This window comes from Sutcliffiella rhizosphaerae (assembly GCF_917563925.1).
GTDB classification, from domain to species: Bacteria; Bacillota; Bacilli; order Bacillales; family Bacillaceae_I; genus Sutcliffiella_A; species Sutcliffiella_A rhizosphaerae.
Window position 1 is genome coordinate 1 of the sequence record NZ_CAKJTJ010000047.1, and the last position, 22,506, is coordinate 22,506.

Below are 22,506 nucleotides of genomic sequence, written 5' to 3' on the forward strand. Positions count from 1 at the left end.
TGCATGTATTAGGCACGCCGCCAGCGTTCGTCCTGAGCCAGGATCAAACTCTCCAATAAAGAGTTTGAGCTGTTGCTCAAAAATCTTGCTAGCTTGTTACTTAATTTCGTTCATGTTAACTGTTAAAAGTTAACGTGGACGCTGTTGTTTTGTTTAGTTTTCAAAGAGCATTTATTCAGCCGCCTTTCAAAAGCGACTTTATTATCTTACCAAATTCTCCATTGTGATGTCAACAACTTTTTTCAGTTCTTTTTTTGAAGAAGTGTTTCTGTTGTGACAACGAATATTAATATACCACCCTCCGCACCCAAAGGCAATAGGTTTTTTCAATTAATTTTATAAAATGATAAAGTTGTAATAGTCTTATAATTCCAAGCAGAATTTTAGAAATCATTCTTTGTTGTTCTCGAATAACCTTCGCCACTCATTCCCTACTAATGAAATAACTAAAAAGCACCACCTAACACATTTAGTTAGGTGATGCTTTTTGAATTCTACTATTAACGATGTCTCATCTGTGGGAATAACAATACATCTCTTATAGAAGGAGAGTTTGTTAATAGCATTACTAGTCGGTCAATTCCAATACCAAGGCCTCCAGTTGGCGGCATTCCGTATTCAAGCGCTTCAATGAAGTCATGATCCATTTCATGCGCTTCATCATTTCCTTGTTCTTTTTCTTTCAATTGCGCTTCAAAGCGTTCTTTTTGATCGATAGGATCGTTAAGCTCTGTAAATGCATTTGCATGCTCACGCCCCACAATAAACAGCTCAAAGCGGTCAGTGAACCGTGGATCATCGTTATTTTTCTTAGCAAGCGGAGAAATTTCCACCGGATGTCCATATATGAATGTAGGTTGAATCAAAGTTTCTTCAACTTTTTGCTCAAAGAATTCGTTCAGAATATGACCAAATTGCATATGTTCTGTTACTTGAATACCATGTTCTTTTGCAAGAGCACGTGCTTCTTCATCTGTCATTTGCTTCCAAAAATCTACACCAGTAGCTTCTTTAACTGCTTCCACCATATGGAGTCTCGCCCATTGAGGAGTAAGATCAATTTCGCTGTCAGCATATTGAACCTTCGTTGTTCCGAGCACTTCTTTTGCAATGTGTGCAATTAGGTTTTCTGTCAAACTCATAATATCTTTATAGTCTGCATACGCTTCGTAAAGCTCAATCATCGTGAATTCAGGGTTATGTCTTGTCGATACACCTTCATTACGGAAAACACGGCCGATTTCATACACCTTTTCTAAACCGCCTACAATAAGTCGCTTTAAATGTAGTTCAATGGCGATACGCATGTATAATGTCATATCAAGTGTATTGTGGTGTGTAATAAATGGACGCGCGGATGCACCACCAGCGATGGAGTGCATCATTGGTGTTTCAACTTCTAGATAACCGTTATTATCAAGGTAGCGTCTCATAGCTTGAATAATTTTAGAACGGGCAATAAATGTTTCTCTGCTTTCCGGATTTGTAATAAGGTCCAGATAACGTTGGCGATAGCGTTGTTCTACATCTTTTAAACCATGATATTTTTCTGGAAGAGGACGTAATGCTTTGGATAAAAGTTCAAAAGAAGTCGCTTTAATAGATAGTTCCCCAACATTTGTTTTGAATACATATCCTGTCACTCCGACGATGTCACCAAGGTCAATTGCATTGAACACTTCGTATGCATCGTCCCCAACAGCATCTTTACGGACGTATAACTGGATTTGACCTGTTAGATCTTGAACATGCGCAAAACCAGCTTTTCCTTTCCCACGTTTTGTCATGATGCGACCTGCTAACGTTACAGAGATTTCTTGTTCATCAAGTTGATCTTTTTCCAAGTCACCGTATTGCTCAATTAGTTGCTTGGAATCAGCAGTTCGTTCAAATCTTGCTCCAAACGGGTCTAAACCTTTGTCACGGTGCTTTTGTAGCTTTTCCCGCCTTACCATCAATTGGTCATTCAAATTTAATTCTTCTTGACTCATTCTATATCAACTCCAACTGTTAATTGTAATGTTTATCTGTAAAACTATGTAGAAGCATTTCTTTTATCTATCATATAGACTTTCCAACTATAAATAAAGCTAAAACTGCCAGCAACAACTTACTGGCAGTTTTACCTTTTTCGCAAGAAGTGATTCGTTAGCCTACTTGAAAGTTCATTGCTTCTTTTTGTTCTGATTCTTCCACAAGGTTGTCAACGAGGTTCACTAAGTCCAACCTGCTAGTACACTCGTTAATAGCATTTCGAACTATGGCATTGCCACGGATCCCCTTTAGGTACCACGCAGCATGTTTTCTCATTTCACGGACTGCCACATTTTCCCCTTTTAGGTCGATAAGGCGATCTAAATGCAGTTTACATACATCCATCTTTTCACGTACAGATGGTTCTCCAACAAGCTCCCCTGTTTCTAAATAATGAACCGTACGGTAAATCATCCAAGGGTTACCTAGTGCTGCACGTCCAATCATGACACCATCCACACCTGTTTCTTCCAGCATGCGTTTGGCATCCTGTGGAGTTTCTACGTCACCGTTTCCAATAACAGGGATACTTACGGAATCTTTTACTTGTTTAATGACGTTCCAATCTGCATGTCCTTCATACATTTGCACTCTTGTACGACCGTGAACAGCTACAGCTTGACCGCCTGCACGTTCAATGGCGCGCGCATTTTCAATCGCAAAGATATGTTCATCATCCCAGCCGATACGCATCTTAACCGTAACTGGTTTGTCGACCGCATCTACGACAGCCGAAACCATTTCATATATTTTATTAGGATCAAGCAGCCATCTTGCACCTGCATCACACTTGATGATTTTCGGTACAGGACAACCCATATTTATATCAATGATGTCTGCAGTTGTATTTTTATCTACGAATTTAGCTGCTTCCACTAAGGTATCTTTTTCTCCTCCAAAGATTTGAAGACTAAGAGGCTTTTCACGCTCATCGATATATAGCATTCCCATCGTTTTAGCGTTTTTATAGAGAATTGCCTTGTCGCTTACCATTTCCGCACACACAAGGCCCGCTCCGAATTCTTTGACTGTAAGGCGGAATGCCGCATTACACACTCCTGCCATTGGCGCTAATACTACTTGATTCTTCATGGTGATATCGCCGATTTTCAACATTAATGCTTTACCTCCTCTCTTACTTATTCCGGTGGCACGAGCTCTTCCACTGAGATATTTAACTCCTGTACAATTAATTGAACAAGGTCGTCGGAAGGTACACGGTTACCTCGCTCTACCTCTCCTAAAACAGAGACGGATATATGAAGATTCTTTGCAAATGATTCTTGGGTATATCCTTTCAGCTTTCGGTATGCCCGGATACGTCTTCCCCATTTTTCAGCTTCCATATGCGTACCCCTTCTCTTTCTTGTTGTTCAAGAAGTTCTTTTCTATTTATCGTTTCGGGTAGGTCTATCCTATCCGCAATCTCCATTAATGGAACAAAAACAAAAGCACGTTCCCACATTCTAGGATGAGGTACAATTAGCTCTTCTGTTTCCATATTTTCTTGGTTAAATAGTAAAATGTCAAGGTCTAAAGTTCGGGGACCCCAGCGAATTTCTCTTTTTCTACCAAAAACATGTTCAAATTGTTGTAGAACCTTTAACAAATCGTGCGCAGATAGATTAGTTTTTACTTTAATTACCATATTCAAGAACATATCCTGATCGATATAACCAACCGGGTCTGTTTCATAAATGGAAGATTCCTCCACAACCGTAACCTCTTCGTGGTTATCTATTGCCAGTATGGCTTCCTGCAGGTACTCCAACCTGTCACCTTGATTAGAGCCAAGGGCTATATAGGATACATTCACCGTTTCTGACCTCTTGTTATTTCTACTGCAACAGAATCATAATGGCCAGGTATTGGAGGGTCCGGCTTGATTACCTTTACTGTGCAGCTGCTTACAATAGAAAAGGACGTCAGTATTTCCGCGGCAATCCTTTCAGCTACTGTTTCCACAAGTTTATACGTTTCTTCCTCGACAACCTTTTTACATGCCTGATAAAGGTCTGCATAATTAACCGATTTCGTAAGATCATCTGTGTTCCCGGCTTGAGATAAATCTAATTCAATGGTCAAATCTACCGTAAAACGCTGACCTAGTTTAGTTTCTTCCGGAAAAACGCCGTGATATCCATAGAACTTCATCTGATTTACATATATTTTATCCAAGGGTTAGCCCTCCTTTAGATAACATAACATCCATCATCTTTGCCATACGTGTTATTTCTTTCACATCATGGACGCGGACAATTTGGCATCCCTTTTGGATACCTAGGCACACCGTTGCTCCTGTCCCTTCCATTCTCTCTTCTGGAGGGAGATCTAAGACATGGCCAATAAATCGTTTACGTGATGTACCGAGCAGGACCGGATATCCCAAAGTATGGAATTGTTCAAGTTCTTGCATGACTTGTATGTTGTCTTCAAATGTTTTCGCAAAACCGATACCCGGATCTAAGATGATGTTCTCATCCTTAACACCCGCTTTTTTAACAAGCGTAATGCTTTCAAACAAATCGGCAATCATGTCAGGAATCAATTGTTGATAATTCCGCTCATTCCTGTTATGCATAAGTACGATAGGCACTTGGAGGTCCGCGGCAACGCTAGGCATGACCGGGTCTCCCTTTGCCCCCCACACATCATTAATGATATGCGCCCCTGCTTCAATAGCTTTCTTGGCTACTTCCGCTTTATACGTATCAATAGAAATAGGTACACTTACCTCTTTGGAGATAGCCTGGATGACAGGTATCACCCGGTCCAGTTCTTCCTCAAGGCTTACTTTTTCGGCACCTGGTCTTGTAGATTCCCCACCAATATCTAATATATCAGCGCCCGATTCTACCAACTCTTTCGCCCGTTCTACAGCATTTTCCACCAAATTATATTTCCCACCATCAGAAAACGAATCTGGAGTTGCATTCAATATACCCATAATCAAGGTTCTTTCTCCAAGCGGCAGCTCAAAGGAACCACAAGTCAACTTAGTTTGATACAAGTTTATATTTCCCATTTATCATTTCAACCTTCTTTGCTTGTTCGTATGACAGCAACTGTCTTTCTGTACTTTCTTGATATAATTCTTTTATTCGAGTCACCCAGATAGATTCATTTGGAAACTCTTTATCACCTATTCGCTTGCAAGTGATAAGCTCTTGTGTAGAATTGGTGAAAAAGACCGTATCACTGAAAAGCAAATCCTCTTTTGCAAAAAAACCCTCTTCTATATTTAAACCGAGCAACATCCCAAGATGTAATATATACTGACGGGTCACCCCATTCAGAATTCCTGTAGCAAGGCTTGGGGTATATAATGTCCCATCTTTTATCCAAAAGATATTAGACACAAGACCTTCTGCAATCCAGCCTTCTTCTGTTAAAAAAATTCCTTCAATGTCGGTTTGTGACCCAAGCTCTCTTTTTCCTAAAAGATTGTTTAAGTAGTGATGGGATTTCAATCTTGTTTTTCCTTCTGGTGTGTTTCGGCGTAAATCGAGAAACACACCAGCCTTTAAGTCGGAACCGCTTTTCGGAACAGGTCTTGTAAATAAAAGTAGAGATGGATCATTGTAAGTCTCTGTAGGCAACCCCCAGTTACTAATACCCGCTGTAACGTTTAACCGAATGATTCCATCTATTACCTCATTTCGTAATAACGCTTCCGTTACGAGTGCTTGTATATCATTATCTGCTTCCTGCCAGTCAATATACACAGATTCCAAGCCAACTCGTAATCGTTTAAGGTGATCTTTCAATAAAAAGGGCACTCCATTATACGTTCGGAAGGTTTCAAACAAACCTACCCCATATAAAAACCCGTGGTCCATAACAGATACTTGTGTTTCTTCAATTGGCTTCCAGTCACCATCTTTATAAACAATCATCGTAAACCTTTTTCTTGGAGTAGGTGTCAATAAAGTTTCGGAGCAATTCTTTTCCTACAGAGGTCATGATAGACTCCGGATGAAATTGCACTCCTTCTATCGGTAGTTCCTTATGCCTGATAGCCATTATTTCATCCTGATCTGTCCAAGCTGTAATCTCAAAGCACTCCGGCAATGTCTCTTTTTTCACAATTAACGAATGATACCTTGTTGCCACAAATGGATTTGGCAATGTTCGGAAAATAGTTTCTCCATCATGATGCATTTCCGACGTCTTGCCGTGCATCAATCTCTCCGCCCGTACAACATCTCCACCAAAAACCTGAGCAATGGATTGATGCCCAAGACAAACTCCAAATATCGGCTTCCTGCCTGCGAAGTATTTAATTACATCCAGACTAATTCCTGCCTCATTCGGAGAACAAGGTCCAGGAGAGATCATGATAAATTCGGGATTTAACGTTTCTATTTCCTCAATCGTAATTTCATCATTTCTTTTTACTATTAATTCTTCTCCAAGCTCACCTAAGTATTGTACTAGGTTGTACGTAAAAGAATCGTAATTATCAATCATTAAAATCATACGCTCACCTCTGCTCTATTTTTTTGCTCTTCTTCACTCAGCTCTTTCGCTCTCCATAGGGCTGCCGCTTTCTTTAAGGATTCTTTATACTCACGTATAGGCACAGAATCAATGACCACACCAGCACCTGCTTGCACATATGCCATTCCATCTTTGGCCACCATGGTTCGAATGGATATGTTCAACTCCATCTCCCCATCATAACCAAGCCACCCTATGGAACCAGTATATATAGAACGCCTGACCGGCTCAAGTTCTTCTATAATCTCCATTGTACGTACTTTAGGTGCCCCTGTTATCGTCCCTCCAGGAAAAGTTGCTTCAATAATATCTGAATTTTGTTTACCTGCCGCAAGTACTCCTTGCACGTTCGAGACAATATGCATCACATGGGAGTATTTTTCAATTGCCATAAACTCGTTTACTTCAACCGTACCGTATTGGCATACACGTCCAAGGTCATTCCGCTCTAAATCTACTAACATTACATGCTCAGCACGTTCTTTCTCATTATCAATAAGCTCCTTTGCCAGCTCTTGATCTTCTTTATCTGTCTTTCCTCTAGATCTTGTCCCCGCAATTGGACGAGTACTCACAATGTCCCCTTTTTTCTTCACTAAAAGTTCTGGGGATCCACTCACAAGCTGGAATTCCGGGAACTGAAGATACCCCATGTAAGGGGAGGGGTTAATTTGTCTAAGTGCTGTATAGATTTCCATCGGATGAGTGCGCAAAGGCTCTCCTTGTCTTACCGAAAGATTAACCTGAAAAACATCCCCTTGGGCAATATAAGACTGTACTTTTTCCACAGCCTTCATAAAAGCACCCTCTGTCAGAGAAACTTCTCGCTCGTAAATTGTATGATGGCTTCCTACATATGGATATACCGTTTCTGCGCTAGTATCTGTCCATTGCTGACGGTACAACTCTAAACGCTCATTCCCGTGCGCCTCGCATCCCTTTTCCACATGTGTTATTAAATAAAGCATCTTGTCCAATTTGTCATAAACGAACACATCATCAAACAACAAGAAATACAAATCAGGTAACCCAAGGTCATCATCTGCAAGAGCTGGAAGATTTTCAATTAACCGAACACAATCATATGACAAATATCCAATTGCCCCGCCAGTAAAATCTGGGAATCCAGGAAGACGTTTCGTGGATCTTTTTGAAAGGATTTCCTGCAACAAATGAACGGGATTCCCCGTCTTCTTTTGTGTAGACCCATTTAGGTAGTCTATATGCAACTCTTCCCCTTTTCCTTTTAGGGAAGCCACCGGATCAAGTCCGATAATGTGATACCTACCACCACGGCCACTCTCCAACAAAACATGATATGGCTTATTCTTGGCCAACTCTTTATACTTTTTGAACCACTCTTTTTCATTCAATTCGACTTTTATTCCTACAGGTACCTTCTGCATTCTTGCTGTCACGCTCCTAATTGACATTCTATCCTTATTTTACATGAAAAGAAGGAATGGTTACACTAGAAAAACTTTGTATTCAATGATAACGAGGCAATGAAGGACGCTGCGTAAATTTTGAAAAGATTTTTTTGGGGGGATGTTCATATCTTTGGAGATAAATCAGAAACCTTGCGTGAGGGTTAGAGCAACTTTGGAGGTATACCGGCATCCTTGCGTGAGGGATCGAGCATCTTTGAAGGTAAACCGAAATCCTTTGGAACTGTTTCCTAAACTTTTAGTGGTAAACACAAAACTTTTCGTGGACTTTCTCATATCTTTGGAGGTAAACCCATTTTCTTTCGAGGTGAATCTAATATCTTAATGATAATTACCTGATTGTCAAAAGTGAATCCAAACCATTTACCCTCGAGTGGACACCTACCCTTGGAGGCAAACAGGAACCCTTTTAATTCTTTTCTTTAATAGTCCAAATTTCATGCAAAGCACAAAAAAACCCATGAATGTCTCAACATTCTTGGGCTTTTGTACGCATTGTCTATTCTTCAAATTGGTATAGCGGCGTGCTTAAGTAGCGTTCTCCGTTGCTTGGTATTACCGCAAGAACTTTTTTTCCTTTTCCGAGTTCTTTTGCCACTTGCAATGCTGCAGAAATGGCTGCTCCGGAAGATATTCCGCCTAGTAACCCCTCTTGTCTTGCTGCTAAACGGGCATATTCAAAGGCTTCTTCGTTTTTGACGGTAATTACTTGGTCATAGATATCGGTATCTAAAATAGATGGAACGAATCCTGCTCCGATTCCTTGAATTTTATGCGGACCAGGCTTACCACCTGATAGTACTGGAGAGTCGGCTGGTTCCACTGCGACAATTTTAATACCTGGATAAGCTTCTCTTAGCACCTCACCAGCACCTGTGATTGTACCACCGGTTCCAATACCTGAGATAAAGGCATCTAAACCGTTAGGAAATTGTTCAGTAATCTCCTTTCCGGTTGTTTTACGGTGAATCTCAGGATTTGCTGGGTTGTTAAATTGTTGTGGCATGAAAAGACCTTTTTCTTTTGAAAGTTCTTCTGCCTTTCGGATTGCTCCTCCCATTCCTTCAGGTCCAGGAGTAAGTACTAGCTCAGCACCATAAGCACGTAATAGGTTTCTTCTTTCAAGGCTCATTGTTTCCGGCATTACGAGTACTGCTTTCAATCCTTTTGCTGCGGCAATCATTGCAAGCCCGATTCCAGTATTTCCACTTGTCGGCTCAATGATGGTGTCGCCTTCTTTAAGTTTCCCCTCTTCTATCGCAGCATCAATCATTGCAAGTGCAATACGGTCTTTTACGCTGCTTCCCGGGTTCATGAATTCCAGTTTTAAATACACTTCTGCCATATCTTCTTCAACAATTCGGTTTAGCTTTACGACGGGAGTGCTCCCAACTAACTCAGCAATCGAGTTTGCTACTCGTACCATCATTTTTCCCCCTGTCTTTAAAACTTAGTGTTTTTGTCGGATTAATCCCATTTAACACCATTTAATCTGAATTGTCAAATTATTCACTTCGACTTATTGTTTGCCAGAAAGGTTCCATTCCACCCCAGCTTCCTCCCAAAAGATAGAAGCATCCATATTCCCTTCCATTTGTTCCATTGCCAGTTGCCTGCGAATCTGATCCTTTACATCTTCAAAAGAATATACATTCCCATTAACCTTTTCATGTAAGTAGATGACGGCAAATCCCTCACCAACATTAATAGGTTCACTCCAAGACCCTTCCTTTAAGCTTGATGCCTCAGTGATATATTCTGAAGGGTAGACTTGGCTTTCATGAGTTAAAAAACCAATATCTCCTCCTTGATTTGCCGTAAGCTCATCTGTAGAAACTTCCATGGCAAGAGTAGAAAAATTAGAGCCATCCTTCAACTCTTGAACAACTGCATCCGCATCTGCTTTTGTATTAAGGATTATATGTGACAGATGATAGGAATCCTCTATTGTATATAATGGTTTATTCTCCTCATAAAAGCTTTTCAATTGGTCTTCAGGTACCGTGACATCCTTTATAAGTAATTCTTCTAACAAAAGTCCAGAACGAATTTGTTCCTTCCAAAGTTCTTCTGAGGAATTTGAATGTAATGGCGATCTGCTATACATCGTTTTTATCATTTTCCATTCTCGATCTACTGACTGATCTGAAACTTTCACCTTATATTTTCCCGCAATTTGTTTGACTACCTCGTTGTTCACCATTTTGGTGAGCATTTCTTGTCCATACATTCCTTCTAGTTCTTCTAACATATCTTTTCTCGTGATGACTGTATCGCCAACAGTCGCTATTATATTCGACTGTCCGTTTACAAACGCGCTTGCCTCAGAAGCCTCTTTCAAGGAAAAAGACTGTTTGATAACAATAGCCAATGTGAGGCAGTTAATGATGACCAGACCGTAAATAATCCGCCAAACCCATTTTTGCTTTAATCGCTTCTTCTGGTTCATATGTGCCCCCTAGCCCATCACTTGATCTCTCATGGCCTGTAGTTCTGGTTTGTTAAACAAATATTTTTCATTACAGAAATGGCAGTGTGTTTCAGCTTGTCCTTCTTCTTCAATGATTTCCGTTAATTCTTTTGCCCCTAAAGAAATAAGTGCTTGCTCAAAGCGTTCTTTCGAACAAGTACAAGTGAAATTAATAGGCATTGTCTCTAAAAACTTCACATTCCCTTTTCCAAGAATTTCTTCTAATAATTCTTCTGGAGTCAATCCCTTTTCAATCAGCTTGGAGACTGGTGTCATATTCGTTATCTTTTCTTCAATAATAGAAATGGTCTTTTCTGATGTTCCCGGTAGCAGTTGGATGATAAAACCACCTGCAGCAAGAATGGTATTGTCAGGATTAACAAGCACGCCAACACCAACAGCTGATGGGACTTGTTCAGATGAAACGAGGTAATATGTAAAGTCTTCTCCTAATTCTCCTGACACAAGCTGCGTTTGACCAGAGAAATGTTCCCTCAATCCTAAATCTTTTACAACGGATAAGGTACCGTTTGTCCCTACCGCTCTTGCAACATCCAATTTCCCATGCTGATTCAAGTCAAAATGCACATGGGGGTTCGTTACATATCCCCTGACATGTCCTTTGGCATTACTATCAACCAATATGGATCCAATCGGTCCGCCACCTTCAATTTTGACTGTCATTTTATTGTCGCCTTTTAACATTGCACCCATCATAACAGAGGCAGTCATTGCTCTCCCGAGTGCAGCAGATGCAGTCGGCCATGTATCGTGTCTACGCTGGGCCTCCCCTACCGTTTCGGTCGTCCTAATTCCATAAGCACGGACCTGTCCTTCAAATGCTAATGCTTTCACAAGATAGTCTGACAAGATTGTATGCTCCTTTCCAATCAATCACCTTTAGTATTTTTTAAATAAATTAAATGAAGACCTTTTAGTGTTAAAAACGGATCTACAATATCAATCACATCCGACTCATTACCAATAAGAGAAGCAAGTCCACCAGTTGCGATCACTTTCGGAGTAACATCGCTTTGTTTCTTCATACGGTTTACGATTCCCTCTACTTGTCCAACATAACCAAAAAGTATTCCTGCTTGCATTGCACTGACTGTGTTTTTTCCTATTACACCATCAGGGCGTGCAATTTCGATTCTCGGTAACTTAGAAGCCCTAGAATAAAGCGCCTCTGTAGAGATACTAATGCCTGGTGCAATTGCCCCACCCATATACTGTTTATTTTCGTTAATATAACAATAGGTTGTGGCTGTACCAAAATCAACAATGACTAGAGGGCTCCCATACAGATGGATACCCGCAACCGCATTGACAATACGGTCCGCTCCTACTTCCCTCGGGTTTTCATATTTTATATTTAAGCCCGTTTTGATGCCCGGTCCAACTATTAATGGTTTTAAATGAAAATACTTTTGACACATTCTTTCCAAAGAGAACATAATTGGAGGCACTACGGAAGAAATAATAATACCTTCAAAATCTTCAAAACGAAGGCCCACATGTTCAAGAAGAGATTTGATAATCATTCCAAACTCATCTTCTGTCTTATTACGGCTCGTTTCCACACGCCAATGATGCTTTAATTCTTCTCCTTCATATACACCAATTACCGTGTTTGTATTTCCAACATCCAAGACAAATAACATCTAATATCCCCACCATGATTTAAAATTAGTTTTATTATACTATATGGTAACCTAACAAACCCAATAGAAATAATTATTCCTCGGGAAATTTCGACATACCCGAAATGCGGAAGCGCCTTGTTCAGCCCCGACAAGCATAAGACAAGGTGGCATGCAAGTGTATTTTTAGACGAGAAAGGAATACTTACGTAATCTAGCCCACATAAAAAGGCGTTCGGAATGGTCATATCCCGAACGCCTTTTGTCTTAATTATACTGGTCTGTTATTTCCAGATTCTTTATCGTCGTTTTCTTTTTTGGAGTGAATGTTGACCTTCACATCATCGCCATCTCCTGATTTTACAGGAACTTCCGGAAGCTTCCCGTGATCAAAAAGATGTTTGATTTGATCAGCATCAAGTGTTTCCACTTCAAGTAATGTTTGAGCAACAAGTTCTAGTTTATCACGGTTTTCGGTAAGAATTTGTTTAGCGCGCTCATAACTTTCTTTAATGAATCGTTGGATTTCCATATCGATGTCGTGTGCAATGGCATCACTGTAGTTTTGCTCATTTTGGATATCACGACCTAGGAAAACCTGTCCGCCGCTTGCTTGACCGAATTGTAGCGGTCCAAGCTTCTCACTCATCCCGTATTCTGTCACCATCTTACGGGCAATTCCTGTAGCGCGCTGGAAATCATTATGAGCTCCTGTGCTAGCTTCGCCAAACTGGATTTCTTCTGCCACACGGCCACCAAGTAAACCAGTGATTTTATCAAGCAATTCTGGTTTTGTCATGAAGTAGCGGTCTTCTTTTGGTAGCATAACCGCATAACCGCCAGCCTGCCCCCGTGGAACGATTGTAACTTTGTGAACCATGTCTGCTTCATCCAGTACAACACCGATAATGGTATGCCCAGCTTCATGGTATGCAACAATATTGCGCTCTTTTTGGGAAATTACCCTGCTCTTTTTCGCAGGCCCCGCAATTACACGGTCAATTGCTTCGTCAATATCTAGCATATCAATACTCTTTTTATCTTGTCTTGCCGCAACAAGTGCAGCTTCGTTTAACAAGTTTTCAAGATCCGCTCCAGAGAATCCTGGTGTACGCATCGCAATGGTCTTCATGTTAATGTTTTCAGACAGTGGCTTGTTTCTCGCATGGACTTTAAGTACCGCTTCACGACCCTTTAAGTCAGGGCGGTCAACCGTAATTTGACGGTCAAAACGTCCAGGTCTTAGTAATGCTGGGTCAAGAATGTCGGGTCTATTTGTGGCAGCAATCATGATGATACCTTCATTTGCTCCAAAACCGTCCATTTCTACAAGTAGTTGGTTCAAGGTTTGCTCACGCTCATCATGACCACCACCTAAACCTGCTCCACGTTGACGTCCTACTGCGTCAATCTCGTCAATGAAGATGATACATGGCGCATTCTTTTTCGCATTTTCAAACAAGTCACGTACACGTGATGCTCCGACCCCAACAAACATTTCCACAAAGTCAGAACCACTAATAGAGAAGAATGGAACTCCAGCCTCTCCTGCTACCGCTCTTGCCAGCAAGGTTTTACCTGTTCCAGGAGGTCCAACTAAAAGCACACCTTTAGGAATACGGGCACCAAGCTCAGAAAATTTACGAGGATCTTTCAAAAACTCCACAACTTCCACAAGTTCTTGTTTTTCCTCATCAGCACCGGCTACATCTCTAAACTTAACCTTTTTCTTTTCTTCACTATATAGCTTCGCCTTACTTTTACCAAAGTTCATGACACGACTTCCGCCGCCTTGTGCCTGATTAAGTAAGAAGAAGAATAAGATAAAGATAATGACAAAAGGAATAATGGAAGTAAAGAAGGTTACCCAACCACTCGTTTCTTCCGCCTTATCTACGGTCAGAGGAATGTTCTGTCCCTCTGCAATTGTTTCTACACGGTCTAAAGCACTAGCACTGTTTGGAAATACAGAAACAAATGTTTCACCTTCACCTGCACCTTCAAGTGTACCGCGCGCCTCATATACCGAACGGGTAGGTTGAATGGTGAATTTCTCTACCTCGTTGTTTTCAAGTTTTTGGATGAATTCGTTGTAAGTGATCGGTGTTTCTTTCGGATTAGGGTTGTTGAAAAAACTCACAACACCGATAATCACTAAAAATATTAATAAATAAAAGATGGTATTTCGAAATATTCTGTTCATCCCTTACCTCCTCCCACGATAGCAAAACTAAACCAATAGTATCATAGTAAATTAATCCAATTCAAGGAATCCGTATTGGGTTTCTTATTATTCTGCGTTTGTATAAATTTCAGGTTTCAATACTCCAATATAAGGGAGATTGCGGTATTTTTCTGCATAGTCCAGGCCATACCCTACAACAAACTCATCTGGAACAATGAAGCCGACATAGTCTGCTTTAATATCTGCTTTTCTTCCGCTTGGTTTATCAAGAAGCGTTACAATTTTAATGGATTTTGCTTTCCGATAACGGAACAGCTCTACCAGATAGCTTAACGTCAAGCCACTATCAATAATATCTTCAATAATAAGAATGTCTCTACCTTCTACAGAAGTATCTAAATCCTTAAGAATTTTTACTTCTCCAGATGAAACAGTGGAGTTTCCATAGCTTGAAACATCCATAAAGTCCATCTCTAAATATGTATCCATACGTTTGATCAAGTCACCCATAAATGGCATGGCACCCTTTAATACTCCAATCGCCAACGGGAAACGATCTGTGTAATCTTCTGTTAATTGAGCGCCTAATTCCCTGACTTTCACTTGTAGCTCTTCTTCTGAGAAGAGTACTTTTTCAATATCTTTATTCATTTTCTTGCTGCCTCCCAAACTTTTGACTCATTTTGCATGTAATTACTAAAACAGGACCCACCGTTTCCTCTGTTGCTTCAAAAGATGAACGTTTAATCATTGGCATCCATAAAATCTCATTGTTTTCATTCACTATTATTGGCCATGTATCCCGTTTTAATTTCGGAATTTTACAGTCGATGAAAATACTTTTCAATTTTTTGGATCCATTTGTTCCCTTAAGTTTTATCCTGTCACCTTCCATACGGGTTCTAACATAAAGTGGTGTGGAAGTATTGGATACATCAAAAGCAGCTTGATTATTTTGTAAGATTTCTTGTTTAGCATGTGTCCAAATCTCGCTGATGATGCTATCTCCTGTCGGAAGCGTTACTACCCCAGGCACTTCAAGATGAAATTTGTATGCATCAGATTCTACCTTATCAAATGTCAGTATACATTCATGGTATGATCTAATGATTTGTAGGCCTTTTGGGAAATGCAAACTTCCTGAAGGGTGTTCACTTTCCAATAAGGATAAAAAATTATCAATATGTAAAGAGGAAAGAGATGGAGGAATTTCATTATTATAGAGATAGTTTAATATTAGTTGAATCCCTCGTCTTTGTAAAGGTTTAGCCATTAAAAGCAAAGGTTTTCTATTTAAAACTACTCTTTCTTTCTCTTTACTTTTAATAACGGTATTCCATTCCTTTTCAGTTAATGCCTCCAAGTATTGTTCATCTTCCTGAATCTGTTCGCTGAAGGACTGAAATTTCTGATGAAGATTAGGAAATTCCTGCTTTAACAGAGGCAGTACATGGTGACGTACTCGATTTCTACGATACATGTCCTTATCATTACTAGGATCATGCCTAAATCTAACATCGTTCTCTTTTACATACGCAAGAACTTCGTCTTTCGTCACCGAGAGTAATGGGCGGACAATATGTCCATTGTTGAAAAGGCGTTTCGGAAAAATTCCTGCATACCCTTTCATCGAAGATCCTCTTCCTAATCTCATAAGAATGGTTTCGACTTGGTCATCTCCATGATGTCCAAGGGCAAGCACACTCGCTCCATACTTTTCCATCACTTTCTTAAAGAAAGCATACCTACAGTCTCTTGCTGCTACTTGTGCACTTATCTTCTCCAACTCTTTGTAAGAAGTAACATCGATTTGTTCTCCTTCAAACAACAAGTTTCGCCTCTCACATTGCTCTTTGACAAACATCATGTCTTTTTCGGATTCTTTCCCTCGGAACATATGATCAATATGGGCAACAACAAGTGTTAAGTTCCTCGCTTCTTTCATTGAATCTAAAAAATGGAGCAATGCCATGGAATCCGCACCGCCACTTACTCCTACCACAACAACTGAGTTGAATGGTATCAGTTTATATTGATCTACAAATGTAGAGACACTCTTCCACATATGGTTTATCCATTCCTTTAATCTACTCTATTAATTTCTATCTTATCCTATCATTTCACTTCTTTTCCTGCAAAAATAGGGGCTTGTTTTAAGGTTACTAATTTTTTCTAGATATTACATCCATATTCCTTTATACCCACCATTATTGCAATAAAACGTTTTGTACTACATTATCTGACCATAAAGGTAGAAAAAATAGGCAAGTAATATCGCCGACAATAATACGGCTGTTTCTGTCCATCCTTTTTTTGTGGAACCTTGCTTATTCTGCGGTACATGTACATTTGTAGCTACCTTGGCTTTTGTGGACCGGTTATTGGTTGGAGGAGGAGTATATTTTTGCTTTAATGCAGGATTGTCTTGTCGCTTGCTCATCAATCCCAACATATCCATTTTCATTTCTAATGCAGACTGATAATTGCCTTTGAGAGCACGGACCAGTACCGATTCATGTTTATTTAGCCAGGCATTTTTGCGAATATACTCGTTAAGCTGGTGTAAACCACCTTCCCCAGTTTTTTGAAACTGCTTTGGATAACAAATATGAATCATAATCATCGCTACGGCAAATAAGTCATATGAAGCATCTGCCTTGCGTGAACCTAGTCCCCAGTAGCCACGGTCAAAAAACTCTGTAAATTCTTTTATTGCTCTCCCCTGAAGTGTAGTGCCACCAACATCAAGAAGGCGTATTTTGGGAGGTGATTCTGTCACAATCAGATTATCAGGTTTTAAATCTCCGAATACCCAACCCTCTTGATGTAAAGTTTGCAAATCTGTCAGTAATTGCAAGATCAAGATGCCTGTCCATTCCATTCCTCTTCCTTGTATAAAGATATGCAAGGCATGTCCTTTTAAATATTCCATTACATAAAAAGAAAATCTCCCTGTTCCAACTCTCCCATTTTCCCAATCATCGACATCTAACAAAGAAGGCCCTAGGGAGAACCCTCGGACCTTCGAGAAGTGACGCAGGACGTTTACTTCAGACGTAATAGACATGCTGTTTTCACTTATTTTTAAAGCAGCGAATCCGTTTGGGCCCTCTGTTAAATAAACATACCCTGTCGCCCCGTAACCGAGTGTTTTTAAGATGGTATATTTGTGTTTATGCCATTTTCCAATAATGACCGTTCCTTTTGGAAGATTACCTACCGGATTCTTCATAGTATTGTTCATCATCGGAAATCAAGCTCCTTAGGTTACGTGTTTCTTTAAAATAAGGAATAGCTTCTTGAATAGCTGGTCCAGTCGGAGTAATTCCGCCAGTTGAAAGCTTCGGAAAAATGCTGGACAAAGATTCCAATTTTGGTGTCCAGTCCAAAATCTTCTCCACTTCCTGACGCTTCCCAGGAAATACAAAGGCTGAGAACTGGTTGTCACCGATTCTCGCGTTCAAACTTAGTGCTAAATCTAGCAATGCTTCTTTCACGGTCGGAAGCTTCGATTTCATACTTGCACTTGTATCCACTAAAATTAATACATTTAGGGAAACTGTCTCTCCAAGCTCGTCTACAACCTCCATCACTTCCCCTCGTTTTTCTGGGGGTAGCTCCTCCATGGAAGATTCTGAACCTAGGATTTGTTGCAGCTCCTTATTGATTACTCCCTGTAGGGTTTGGGTCATCGCTTTTCTAGTCACCATTTGCACCGTTTGGGATAAGTTCTTCGCATAGACGATTTGACTTACTCCTCCCCCGGACATAGCGATTCCCTCTATTTCTTCCATCCCTTTTTTATCAATTGTATCTTCATCCATCACTCCGATGACGTTCACCGTTATATCCTGTTCCTTGGCAAGTGCGGCCATTGCAATTGGATCTTGCCCTGAATTGGAGCATCCATCCGTAATTAACAAAATTTGCTTCAAAGTTCCCTTATACACGTTTCGTCCCCTCCTGTAGCGTATAATTTACATTAGCCATCATGGACGAAACATAGTGAAAATATACCTTTTAAAACCAAGAAAAACCGGGCAAACACCGCCCCGTCCTTTCTGTAGTATCCGATCATTCGTACTCTGCTCGAGGAGATATCTGATCTCACCAGAAGCAGAGGGGACTCCAAAAATACACCGCAGAAATCAAAAACGTGGTTGATATTCTGGCAATTCCCGACTTATAATCAGAAATGCCCATGAATCAAAGTGCAATAAGAGTAACTTTATGTGGAGAGGTAGGATAGACTTGTTAAGTAGAGACAGATATTGTTATTACTCTCATCTTGGCTAGAGGGGAACGTTTGATAGGCTCCGTGTCAAGTTACTACGTCAAACCACAAATACAAACTAATGCACATTCCTATTTTTGCATTCACATCGTTTTGCTTAATTATTTAATTTTCCTCTGGATTCCCCTTAAAGAATGCTGATGTATTCTTTTAAAACCCTTCATTGGACTCACTCTCCATGCAGAATCGGCACAAATATAACCGGATTTCTCATCAACTTCATTTTTTAGTCTGCTTTCATTTTAAATGGGGTCACCTTTGACAAAAAGCTTGAGCACAAGCCATACAAAAAAGGAGGATCCCCCCATCATTAGGCCGGATCCCCCCTGGCAAGCTTTTCTTCTTGTTTAACGGGTAAACCTTTTCCTATAGAAAAAAATGGCGTTTTCTTCATTTAAAGAGCCTCCTTCATTTGCTGATTTTTTGATAGATACGTATAAGCAGGGATCGCTGCCCACTTCGGTATGTTCCTTTCTATTTTTGCAACTACTACTGTCATATCATCTTGTATTTGACCAGATCTTGTTCTGATTACCTCCTCCATAATTAAATCTGCCATTTCTTGCGGATCATCCGTTTTGATTTCCGATACTTTGCGCTTCATCCATAAATCGTAGTTTTCTACATGTTTAGGTCCTTCAAAAATTCCGTCGCTCATCATAATCAACAGGTCGCCTGCTTTTAATTGGGCACCAACGACGTCCACATCGAATTCTTGAATAATCCCCATTGGTAGGTTACTAGCTTCGATTTTAATAATCTGTTCTCCCCTTTTGACAAAACTTGGCGTAGATCCGACTTTCAAAAATTTAGCCGATGCATCCTGCAAATCTATCATGGCTAGATCTAAGGTAGTGAATATTTCATCTGTTGTCCTTAATGACAATACCGAATTGACTGATTTAATCGCCACTTTTTCTTTTATACCTGACTGTAAAATCTCCTGAAGCAGCTTTAAGGTTTCTTTGCTTTCATAATGCGCCCGCTCCCCATTGCCCATTCCATCACTAATGGCAATGGCATATTTTCCATGCCCTAACTCTATAGTGGAATAACTATCCCCTGAAATCAGTCCTCCCCCTTTTGCCGCATGAGCAACACCGGTATCGACAACAAATGCTTTTGCAGAGCCAAACGACACATAGCAGTACCCATTATTATCTACATTGCACTCTTCTTTTTTTACAATAATACTTTCATGCAATATATCTGAAAGCATTGGAGCGATTAGTTTTTCACACTCTCCTCGCCCTTCGCAATAAGGAACAGTCATCTCAATATCCACATTCCCCTGCTCAACGCTGTATATTTCCACTTGTTCTATTTCAATCCCGAATGCCCCGAGAGCATCTAATATCTGCTCTTCCTGCACATAATGATTTTCACGCTCACGCTGAATTTCCTTTGCAAAATCCTCCATTACTTGCGAAACGCCCATTAGTTGATCAGCTACCAACCTCCTACTCTCCATTAATTGTTTTTTCAGCTTTTCACTCGCGTGGAATTGGGCTAACTCGTTTTTGATAACCGTCTTTACCTTTTCGGATTTTACACAATGACGATCCCACTCCTTTTTTAGTTTGACATTAAGGCTGATAGTACCCTCTTCTGTATCCTCCATTAAATGAGTCATATAGTCATAGGTTTGCTGGAAATTCTGCGTCCAACATTGCTCCTTTTTAAAGCAATTTTGACATGTTTTTTCTGTCACATTGCTTAAAAATAGATCCACTTCCTTCTCAGAGTCCGAATGGTCAAAATGATTCTTAGAAAAACTAATCGACAGCGCTTGAAAAACACTAGAAAACTGCTCCACTCTATTTGCTGTCACATCCCGAACCTTTCGCATGTACTGCTGCTGCTCCGCATTATATTCAGCCGTTCCCGGAATATGTTTCGCTAGACTGGAAATCGCCTTTTGCGGTGTAATAAGAAATATGGCAACAGCAACCATCGATTCCATAATGGTCGGTACAAGCAGCGTCATTCCCTCCCCATAAATGCCAATAAGTAAAGTACCAAGAAGTAATCCCACCGATACGCCTAGCTTGTTCCCTTCCCGTAACAGACCGCCAAGTAACCCCGCAAAAGCTAGTAAACTCATTTGATATAAATTAGAAACCGTTGCTAAGCTTAGAATCAAGCCTGTGACCACCCCAACGGTTGAACCGATTGTTGCTCCAGCAACAAATGCAAACAGTAACACCAAGTATCTTGATAAGATATGTTCGATAGACATATCATAAACTGCCCAGCCGATTGTTCCGGTCATAACCGATGCAAACATGATGATGAGACATATTATCTCTTCTGTTTTATAGGTTTGCCTCTTCCTTTTACCAGTTATTAATGGAATACTTTGAAAAAATATAAGGGTCAAGATGAATCCGAGACCTGCTTCTACACTAATCATTAACCAATCATAGGTAACGATGCCTGTTGTAAAATAAATCATCGTTGTCTTCGAGAGGAAGGCCGAGAGAAACACCAGAAATGGCATTGATTTAATTGGTTCCACTTTAAGAGCTTGTGCCCATTTAAAAAGAAGAATAAACAGAACCATGCCACCAAATATGTATAAGGCCGTCATGGCGGAAATAGTGAGCGCTCCAACGAGCAATGCTATTAATGTCAATCCTGCCCGTTTCTTTTTCATAAAATAGACAGCAGCAAAAAATGGTAAAGCAAACGGCGTAATCTCATTTAGTATCAAGGCTCGTCCCAACAAAAATCCGATAAGCACTAACAAAAAACCTTGATGAAACAAAAATGCGCTAAGCTTGCTTTTTGTATGATGCATTGACTTCATCATTGTTTTTTTGAGTTTCCCCAAATGAACATTTGGTTGTGCCACCGGATCAGACATATCCCTTTCAAGTCCCTGCATAATATCCACTCCCATATTTTATCTATTGGGGTCATTATACAAGCCGAAAAGGAAAAGATTTGTCAAACGAACCACATAAAACCTAAGAAAAGTTCGACTTATTAATAGAAAAAGGGGGAAAAGCTGTCATGATATCATCCCATCTGTCACCTGTTTCCATCAGTTTTTGTAATTTCACACAATAATAGCTAGAGAAATGTTCTAATTTTTCTTACATTTATTAAATGTATTGACATATGTATGATAAGTTAGTATGATAACTCTTGTGTCTTGTCCGGGACGCGACATATCTATGGAAAACATCAAGTGGTCCCGACAGATATTAACTAACTCTATTACACTTGGCGGTGTAGCTCAGCTGGCTAGAGCGTACGGTTCATACCCGTGAGGTCGGGGGTTCGATCCCCTCCGCCGCTACCATTTTAATATGGCCCGTTGGTCAAGCGGTTAAGACACCGCCCTTTCACGGCGGTAACACGGGTTCGAATCCCGTACGGGTCATCCTAAAAAACCTGGCAGTGCATAAAGCACTGCCAGGTTTTTTGTATTTGGAAAAGAAAAGCAGAAGCGCCTTTTTCAGTCCCGACGAGCATAAGTCGAGCCGATAAAAAACGGTTCTACGTCAAATGTTGGGGTGAAGTGATTTTTACTTCACCCTTATCCAATATGCGTACCCAATCTTTTATACTTATGTGTTAAGAGTATTTTTGCTCGAACGCTTAAAGCTTCTAAAACCAAGTTGTTAATCCCTCCGTTGGAATAGTTATAGCTAAAGCTATTCAGTATCTCTATCTGCCAGTTTTTTAGTGTCTGGACAGCCTTTGCGAATTCGGCCACAATGACCGGCTTTCCAAGCGCCTGCTGAACAGTCGCCTTAAAGGAATGGCTCATGTCCATGACCACTACTTCCACCTTGGCACCGATCTTTCGCAGATAATGCTTAATGGTATTTTTATAGCGGTTTGGAAGAATATCAATTGGTTCTTTCGTTATTCCATTGGCGATGATGAGCTGGTACTTTCCCTCTCTCGTGTCCCCTTTATAC

20 protein-coding genes, 2 tRNA genes and 1 rRNA gene are annotated in these 22,506 nt (G+C 40.3%); 2 read left to right on the plus strand and 21 right to left on the minus strand.

The annotated features are described in order from the left end of the window. From LRP81_RS21065 to spoIIE, 20 genes are all read right to left on the minus strand, one after another. A 16S ribosomal RNA gene (locus LRP81_RS21065) occupies window positions 1-59 on the minus strand; the annotation flags it as partial. 441 nt (window positions 60-500) lie between these two features. Next, entirely contained in the window at window positions 501-1,991 is a 1,491-nt protein-coding gene (gene lysS / locus LRP81_RS21070) for a lysine--tRNA ligase (RefSeq protein WP_230504828.1), read from the minus strand. Window positions 1,992-2,148: 157 nt separating this feature from the next. Continuing rightward, complete coding sequence (gene dusB, locus LRP81_RS21075; RefSeq protein ID WP_230504830.1) at window positions 2,149-3,150, minus strand: tRNA dihydrouridine synthase DusB; 1,002 nt, start codon at window positions 3,148-3,150, stop codon at window positions 2,149-2,151. Between the two features lie 23 nt (window positions 3,151-3,173). Beyond that, the gene (locus LRP81_RS21080; RefSeq protein ID WP_230504832.1) at window positions 3,174-3,380 is read right to left on the minus strand and encodes a helix-turn-helix domain-containing protein; all 207 of its coding nucleotides are present in this window, start codon (window positions 3,378-3,380) and stop codon (window positions 3,174-3,176) included. Further along, on the minus strand, window positions 3,332-3,850 hold the full coding sequence (gene folK, locus LRP81_RS21085; RefSeq protein ID WP_230504834.1) for a 2-amino-4-hydroxy-6-hydroxymethyldihydropteridine diphosphokinase: 519 nt from the start codon (window positions 3,848-3,850) through the stop codon (window positions 3,332-3,334). Before folK ends, LRP81_RS21080 begins: the two co-directional genes overlap by 49 nt. Further along, entirely contained in the window at window positions 3,847-4,212 is a 366-nt protein-coding gene (gene folB / locus LRP81_RS21090; protein ID WP_230504836.1) for a dihydroneopterin aldolase, read from the minus strand. Before folB ends, folK begins: the two co-directional genes overlap by 4 nt. Next, window positions 4,205-5,059: a dihydropteroate synthase gene (folP, locus tag LRP81_RS21095; protein ID WP_230504838.1), complete on the minus strand. Its 855-nt coding sequence runs from the start codon at window positions 5,057-5,059 to the stop codon at window positions 4,205-4,207. Before folP ends, folB begins: the two co-directional genes overlap by 8 nt. After that, the gene (gene pabC / locus LRP81_RS21100; RefSeq protein ID WP_230504840.1) at window positions 5,031-5,930 is read right to left on the minus strand and encodes an aminodeoxychorismate lyase; all 900 of its coding nucleotides are present in this window, start codon (window positions 5,928-5,930) and stop codon (window positions 5,031-5,033) included. Before pabC ends, folP begins: the two co-directional genes overlap by 29 nt. Then, window positions 5,917-6,513 carry an aminodeoxychorismate/anthranilate synthase component II gene (gene pabA, locus LRP81_RS21105; RefSeq protein ID WP_230504842.1) on the minus strand — a complete coding sequence of 199 codons (597 nt, stop codon included), beginning with the start codon at window positions 6,511-6,513 and terminating at the stop codon, window positions 5,917-5,919. The genes pabC and pabA overlap by 14 nt, the downstream gene beginning before the upstream one ends. Beyond that, window positions 6,510-7,940 (minus strand): anthranilate synthase component I family protein, encoded by a 1,431-nt coding sequence (locus LRP81_RS21110; RefSeq protein WP_230504844.1) that lies wholly within the window; start codon window positions 7,938-7,940, stop codon window positions 6,510-6,512. The genes pabA and LRP81_RS21110 overlap by 4 nt, the downstream gene beginning before the upstream one ends. A 541-nt stretch (window positions 7,941-8,481) precedes the next feature. Next, on the minus strand, window positions 8,482-9,408 hold the full coding sequence (gene cysK / locus LRP81_RS21115) for a cysteine synthase A (RefSeq protein WP_230504845.1): 927 nt from the start codon (window positions 9,406-9,408) through the stop codon (window positions 8,482-8,484). 93 nt (window positions 9,409-9,501) lie between these two features. Continuing rightward, complete coding sequence (locus LRP81_RS21120; RefSeq protein ID WP_230504847.1) at window positions 9,502-10,431, minus strand: peptidyl-prolyl cis-trans isomerase; 930 nt, start codon at window positions 10,429-10,431, stop codon at window positions 9,502-9,504. Window positions 10,432-10,440: 9 nt separating this feature from the next. Next, window positions 10,441-11,322 (minus strand): Hsp33 family molecular chaperone HslO, encoded by an 882-nt coding sequence (gene hslO / locus LRP81_RS21125; protein WP_230504849.1) that lies wholly within the window; start codon window positions 11,320-11,322, stop codon window positions 10,441-10,443. 20 nt (window positions 11,323-11,342) lie between these two features. Next, a complete protein-coding gene (locus tag LRP81_RS21130; protein WP_230504851.1) occupies window positions 11,343-12,116 on the minus strand; it encodes a type III pantothenate kinase in 774 nt (257 codons plus the stop codon). 250 nt (window positions 12,117-12,366) lie between these two features. Continuing rightward, window positions 12,367-14,298, minus strand: a complete 1,932-nt coding sequence (gene ftsH, locus LRP81_RS21135) for an ATP-dependent zinc metalloprotease FtsH (RefSeq protein WP_230504853.1) — start codon at window positions 14,296-14,298, stop codon at window positions 12,367-12,369. Window positions 14,299-14,385: 87 nt separating this feature from the next. Further along, window positions 14,386-14,931: a hypoxanthine phosphoribosyltransferase gene (hpt, locus tag LRP81_RS21140; protein ID WP_230504855.1), complete on the minus strand. Its 546-nt coding sequence runs from the start codon at window positions 14,929-14,931 to the stop codon at window positions 14,386-14,388. After that, window positions 14,924-16,345, minus strand: a complete 1,422-nt coding sequence (gene tilS / locus LRP81_RS21145; protein WP_230504857.1) for a tRNA lysidine(34) synthetase TilS — start codon at window positions 16,343-16,345, stop codon at window positions 14,924-14,926. The genes hpt and tilS overlap by 8 nt, the downstream gene beginning before the upstream one ends. Window positions 16,346-16,510: 165 nt before the next feature. Beyond that, window positions 16,511-17,527 carry a serine/threonine-protein kinase gene (locus tag LRP81_RS21150; RefSeq protein ID WP_230504859.1) on the minus strand — a complete coding sequence of 339 codons (1,017 nt, stop codon included), beginning with the start codon at window positions 17,525-17,527 and terminating at the stop codon, window positions 16,511-16,513. Further along, entirely contained in the window at window positions 17,493-18,230 is a 738-nt protein-coding gene (locus tag LRP81_RS21155; RefSeq protein WP_230504861.1) for a vWA domain-containing protein, read from the minus strand. Before LRP81_RS21155 ends, LRP81_RS21150 begins: the two co-directional genes overlap by 35 nt. Before the next feature lie 738 nt (window positions 18,231-18,968). After that, window positions 18,969-21,461 (minus strand): stage II sporulation protein E, encoded by a 2,493-nt coding sequence (spoIIE, locus tag LRP81_RS21160; RefSeq protein WP_230504863.1) that lies wholly within the window; start codon window positions 21,459-21,461, stop codon window positions 18,969-18,971. Window positions 21,462-21,804: 343 nt separating this feature from the next. On the opposite strand from spoIIE, the gene LRP81_RS21165 reads away from it, so the two are divergent. Together LRP81_RS21165 and LRP81_RS21170 are read left to right on the plus strand one after the other, a co-directional pair. After that, window positions 21,805-21,881, plus strand: a tRNA-Met gene (locus tag LRP81_RS21165). A 9-nt stretch (window positions 21,882-21,890) separates the two neighbouring features. Next, a tRNA-Glu gene (locus LRP81_RS21170) sits at window positions 21,891-21,962 on the plus strand. A gap of 156 nt (window positions 21,963-22,118) precedes the next feature. Here LRP81_RS21170 and LRP81_RS21175 read toward each other — a convergent pair. Beyond that, window positions 22,119-22,506, minus strand: a 388-nt coding sequence (locus LRP81_RS21175) for a transposase (RefSeq protein WP_230504865.1), incomplete at its 5' end; no start/stop codon positions are given.

Coding starts and splice junctions, on each gene's coding strand:
- lysS (WP_230504828.1), bottom strand. CDS start 1,991: ATGAGTCAAGAAGAATTAAATTTGAATGACCAATTGATGGTAAGGCGG.
- dusB (WP_230504830.1), bottom strand. CDS start 3,150: ATGTTGAAAATCGGCGATATCACCATGAAGAATCAAGTAGTATTAGCG.
- LRP81_RS21080 (WP_230504832.1), bottom strand. CDS start 3,380: ATGGAAGCTGAAAAATGGGGAAGACGTATCCGGGCATACCGAAAGCTG.
- folP (WP_230504838.1), bottom strand. CDS start 5,059: ATGGGAAATATAAACTTGTATCAAACTAAGTTGACTTGTGGTTCCTTT.
- pabC (WP_230504840.1), bottom strand. CDS start 5,930: ATGATTGTTTATAAAGATGGTGACTGGAAGCCAATTGAAGAAACACAA.
- pabA (WP_230504842.1), bottom strand. CDS start 6,513: ATGATTTTAATGATTGATAATTACGATTCTTTTACGTACAACCTAGTA.
- LRP81_RS21110 (WP_230504844.1), bottom strand. CDS start 7,940: ATGCAGAAGGTACCTGTAGGAATAAAAGTCGAATTGAATGAAAAAGAG.
- cysK (WP_230504845.1), bottom strand. CDS start 9,408: ATGGTACGAGTAGCAAACTCGATTGCTGAGTTAGTTGGGAGCACTCCC.
- LRP81_RS21120 (WP_230504847.1), bottom strand. CDS start 10,431: ATGAACCAGAAGAAGCGATTAAAGCAAAAATGGGTTTGGCGGATTATT.
- LRP81_RS21130 (WP_230504851.1), bottom strand. CDS start 12,116: ATGTTATTTGTCTTGGATGTTGGAAATACAAACACGGTAATTGGTGTA.
- ftsH (WP_230504853.1), bottom strand. CDS start 14,298: ATGAACAGAATATTTCGAAATACCATCTTTTATTTATTAATATTTTTA.
- hpt (WP_230504855.1), bottom strand. CDS start 14,931: ATGAATAAAGATATTGAAAAAGTACTCTTCTCAGAAGAAGAGCTACAA.
- tilS (WP_230504857.1), bottom strand. CDS start 16,345: ATGTGGAAGAGTGTCTCTACATTTGTAGATCAATATAAACTGATACCA.
- LRP81_RS21150 (WP_230504859.1), bottom strand. CDS start 17,527: ATGATGAACAATACTATGAAGAATCCGGTAGGTAATCTTCCAAAAGGA.
- spoIIE (WP_230504863.1), bottom strand. CDS start 21,461: ATGCAGGGACTTGAAAGGGATATGTCTGATCCGGTGGCACAACCAAAT.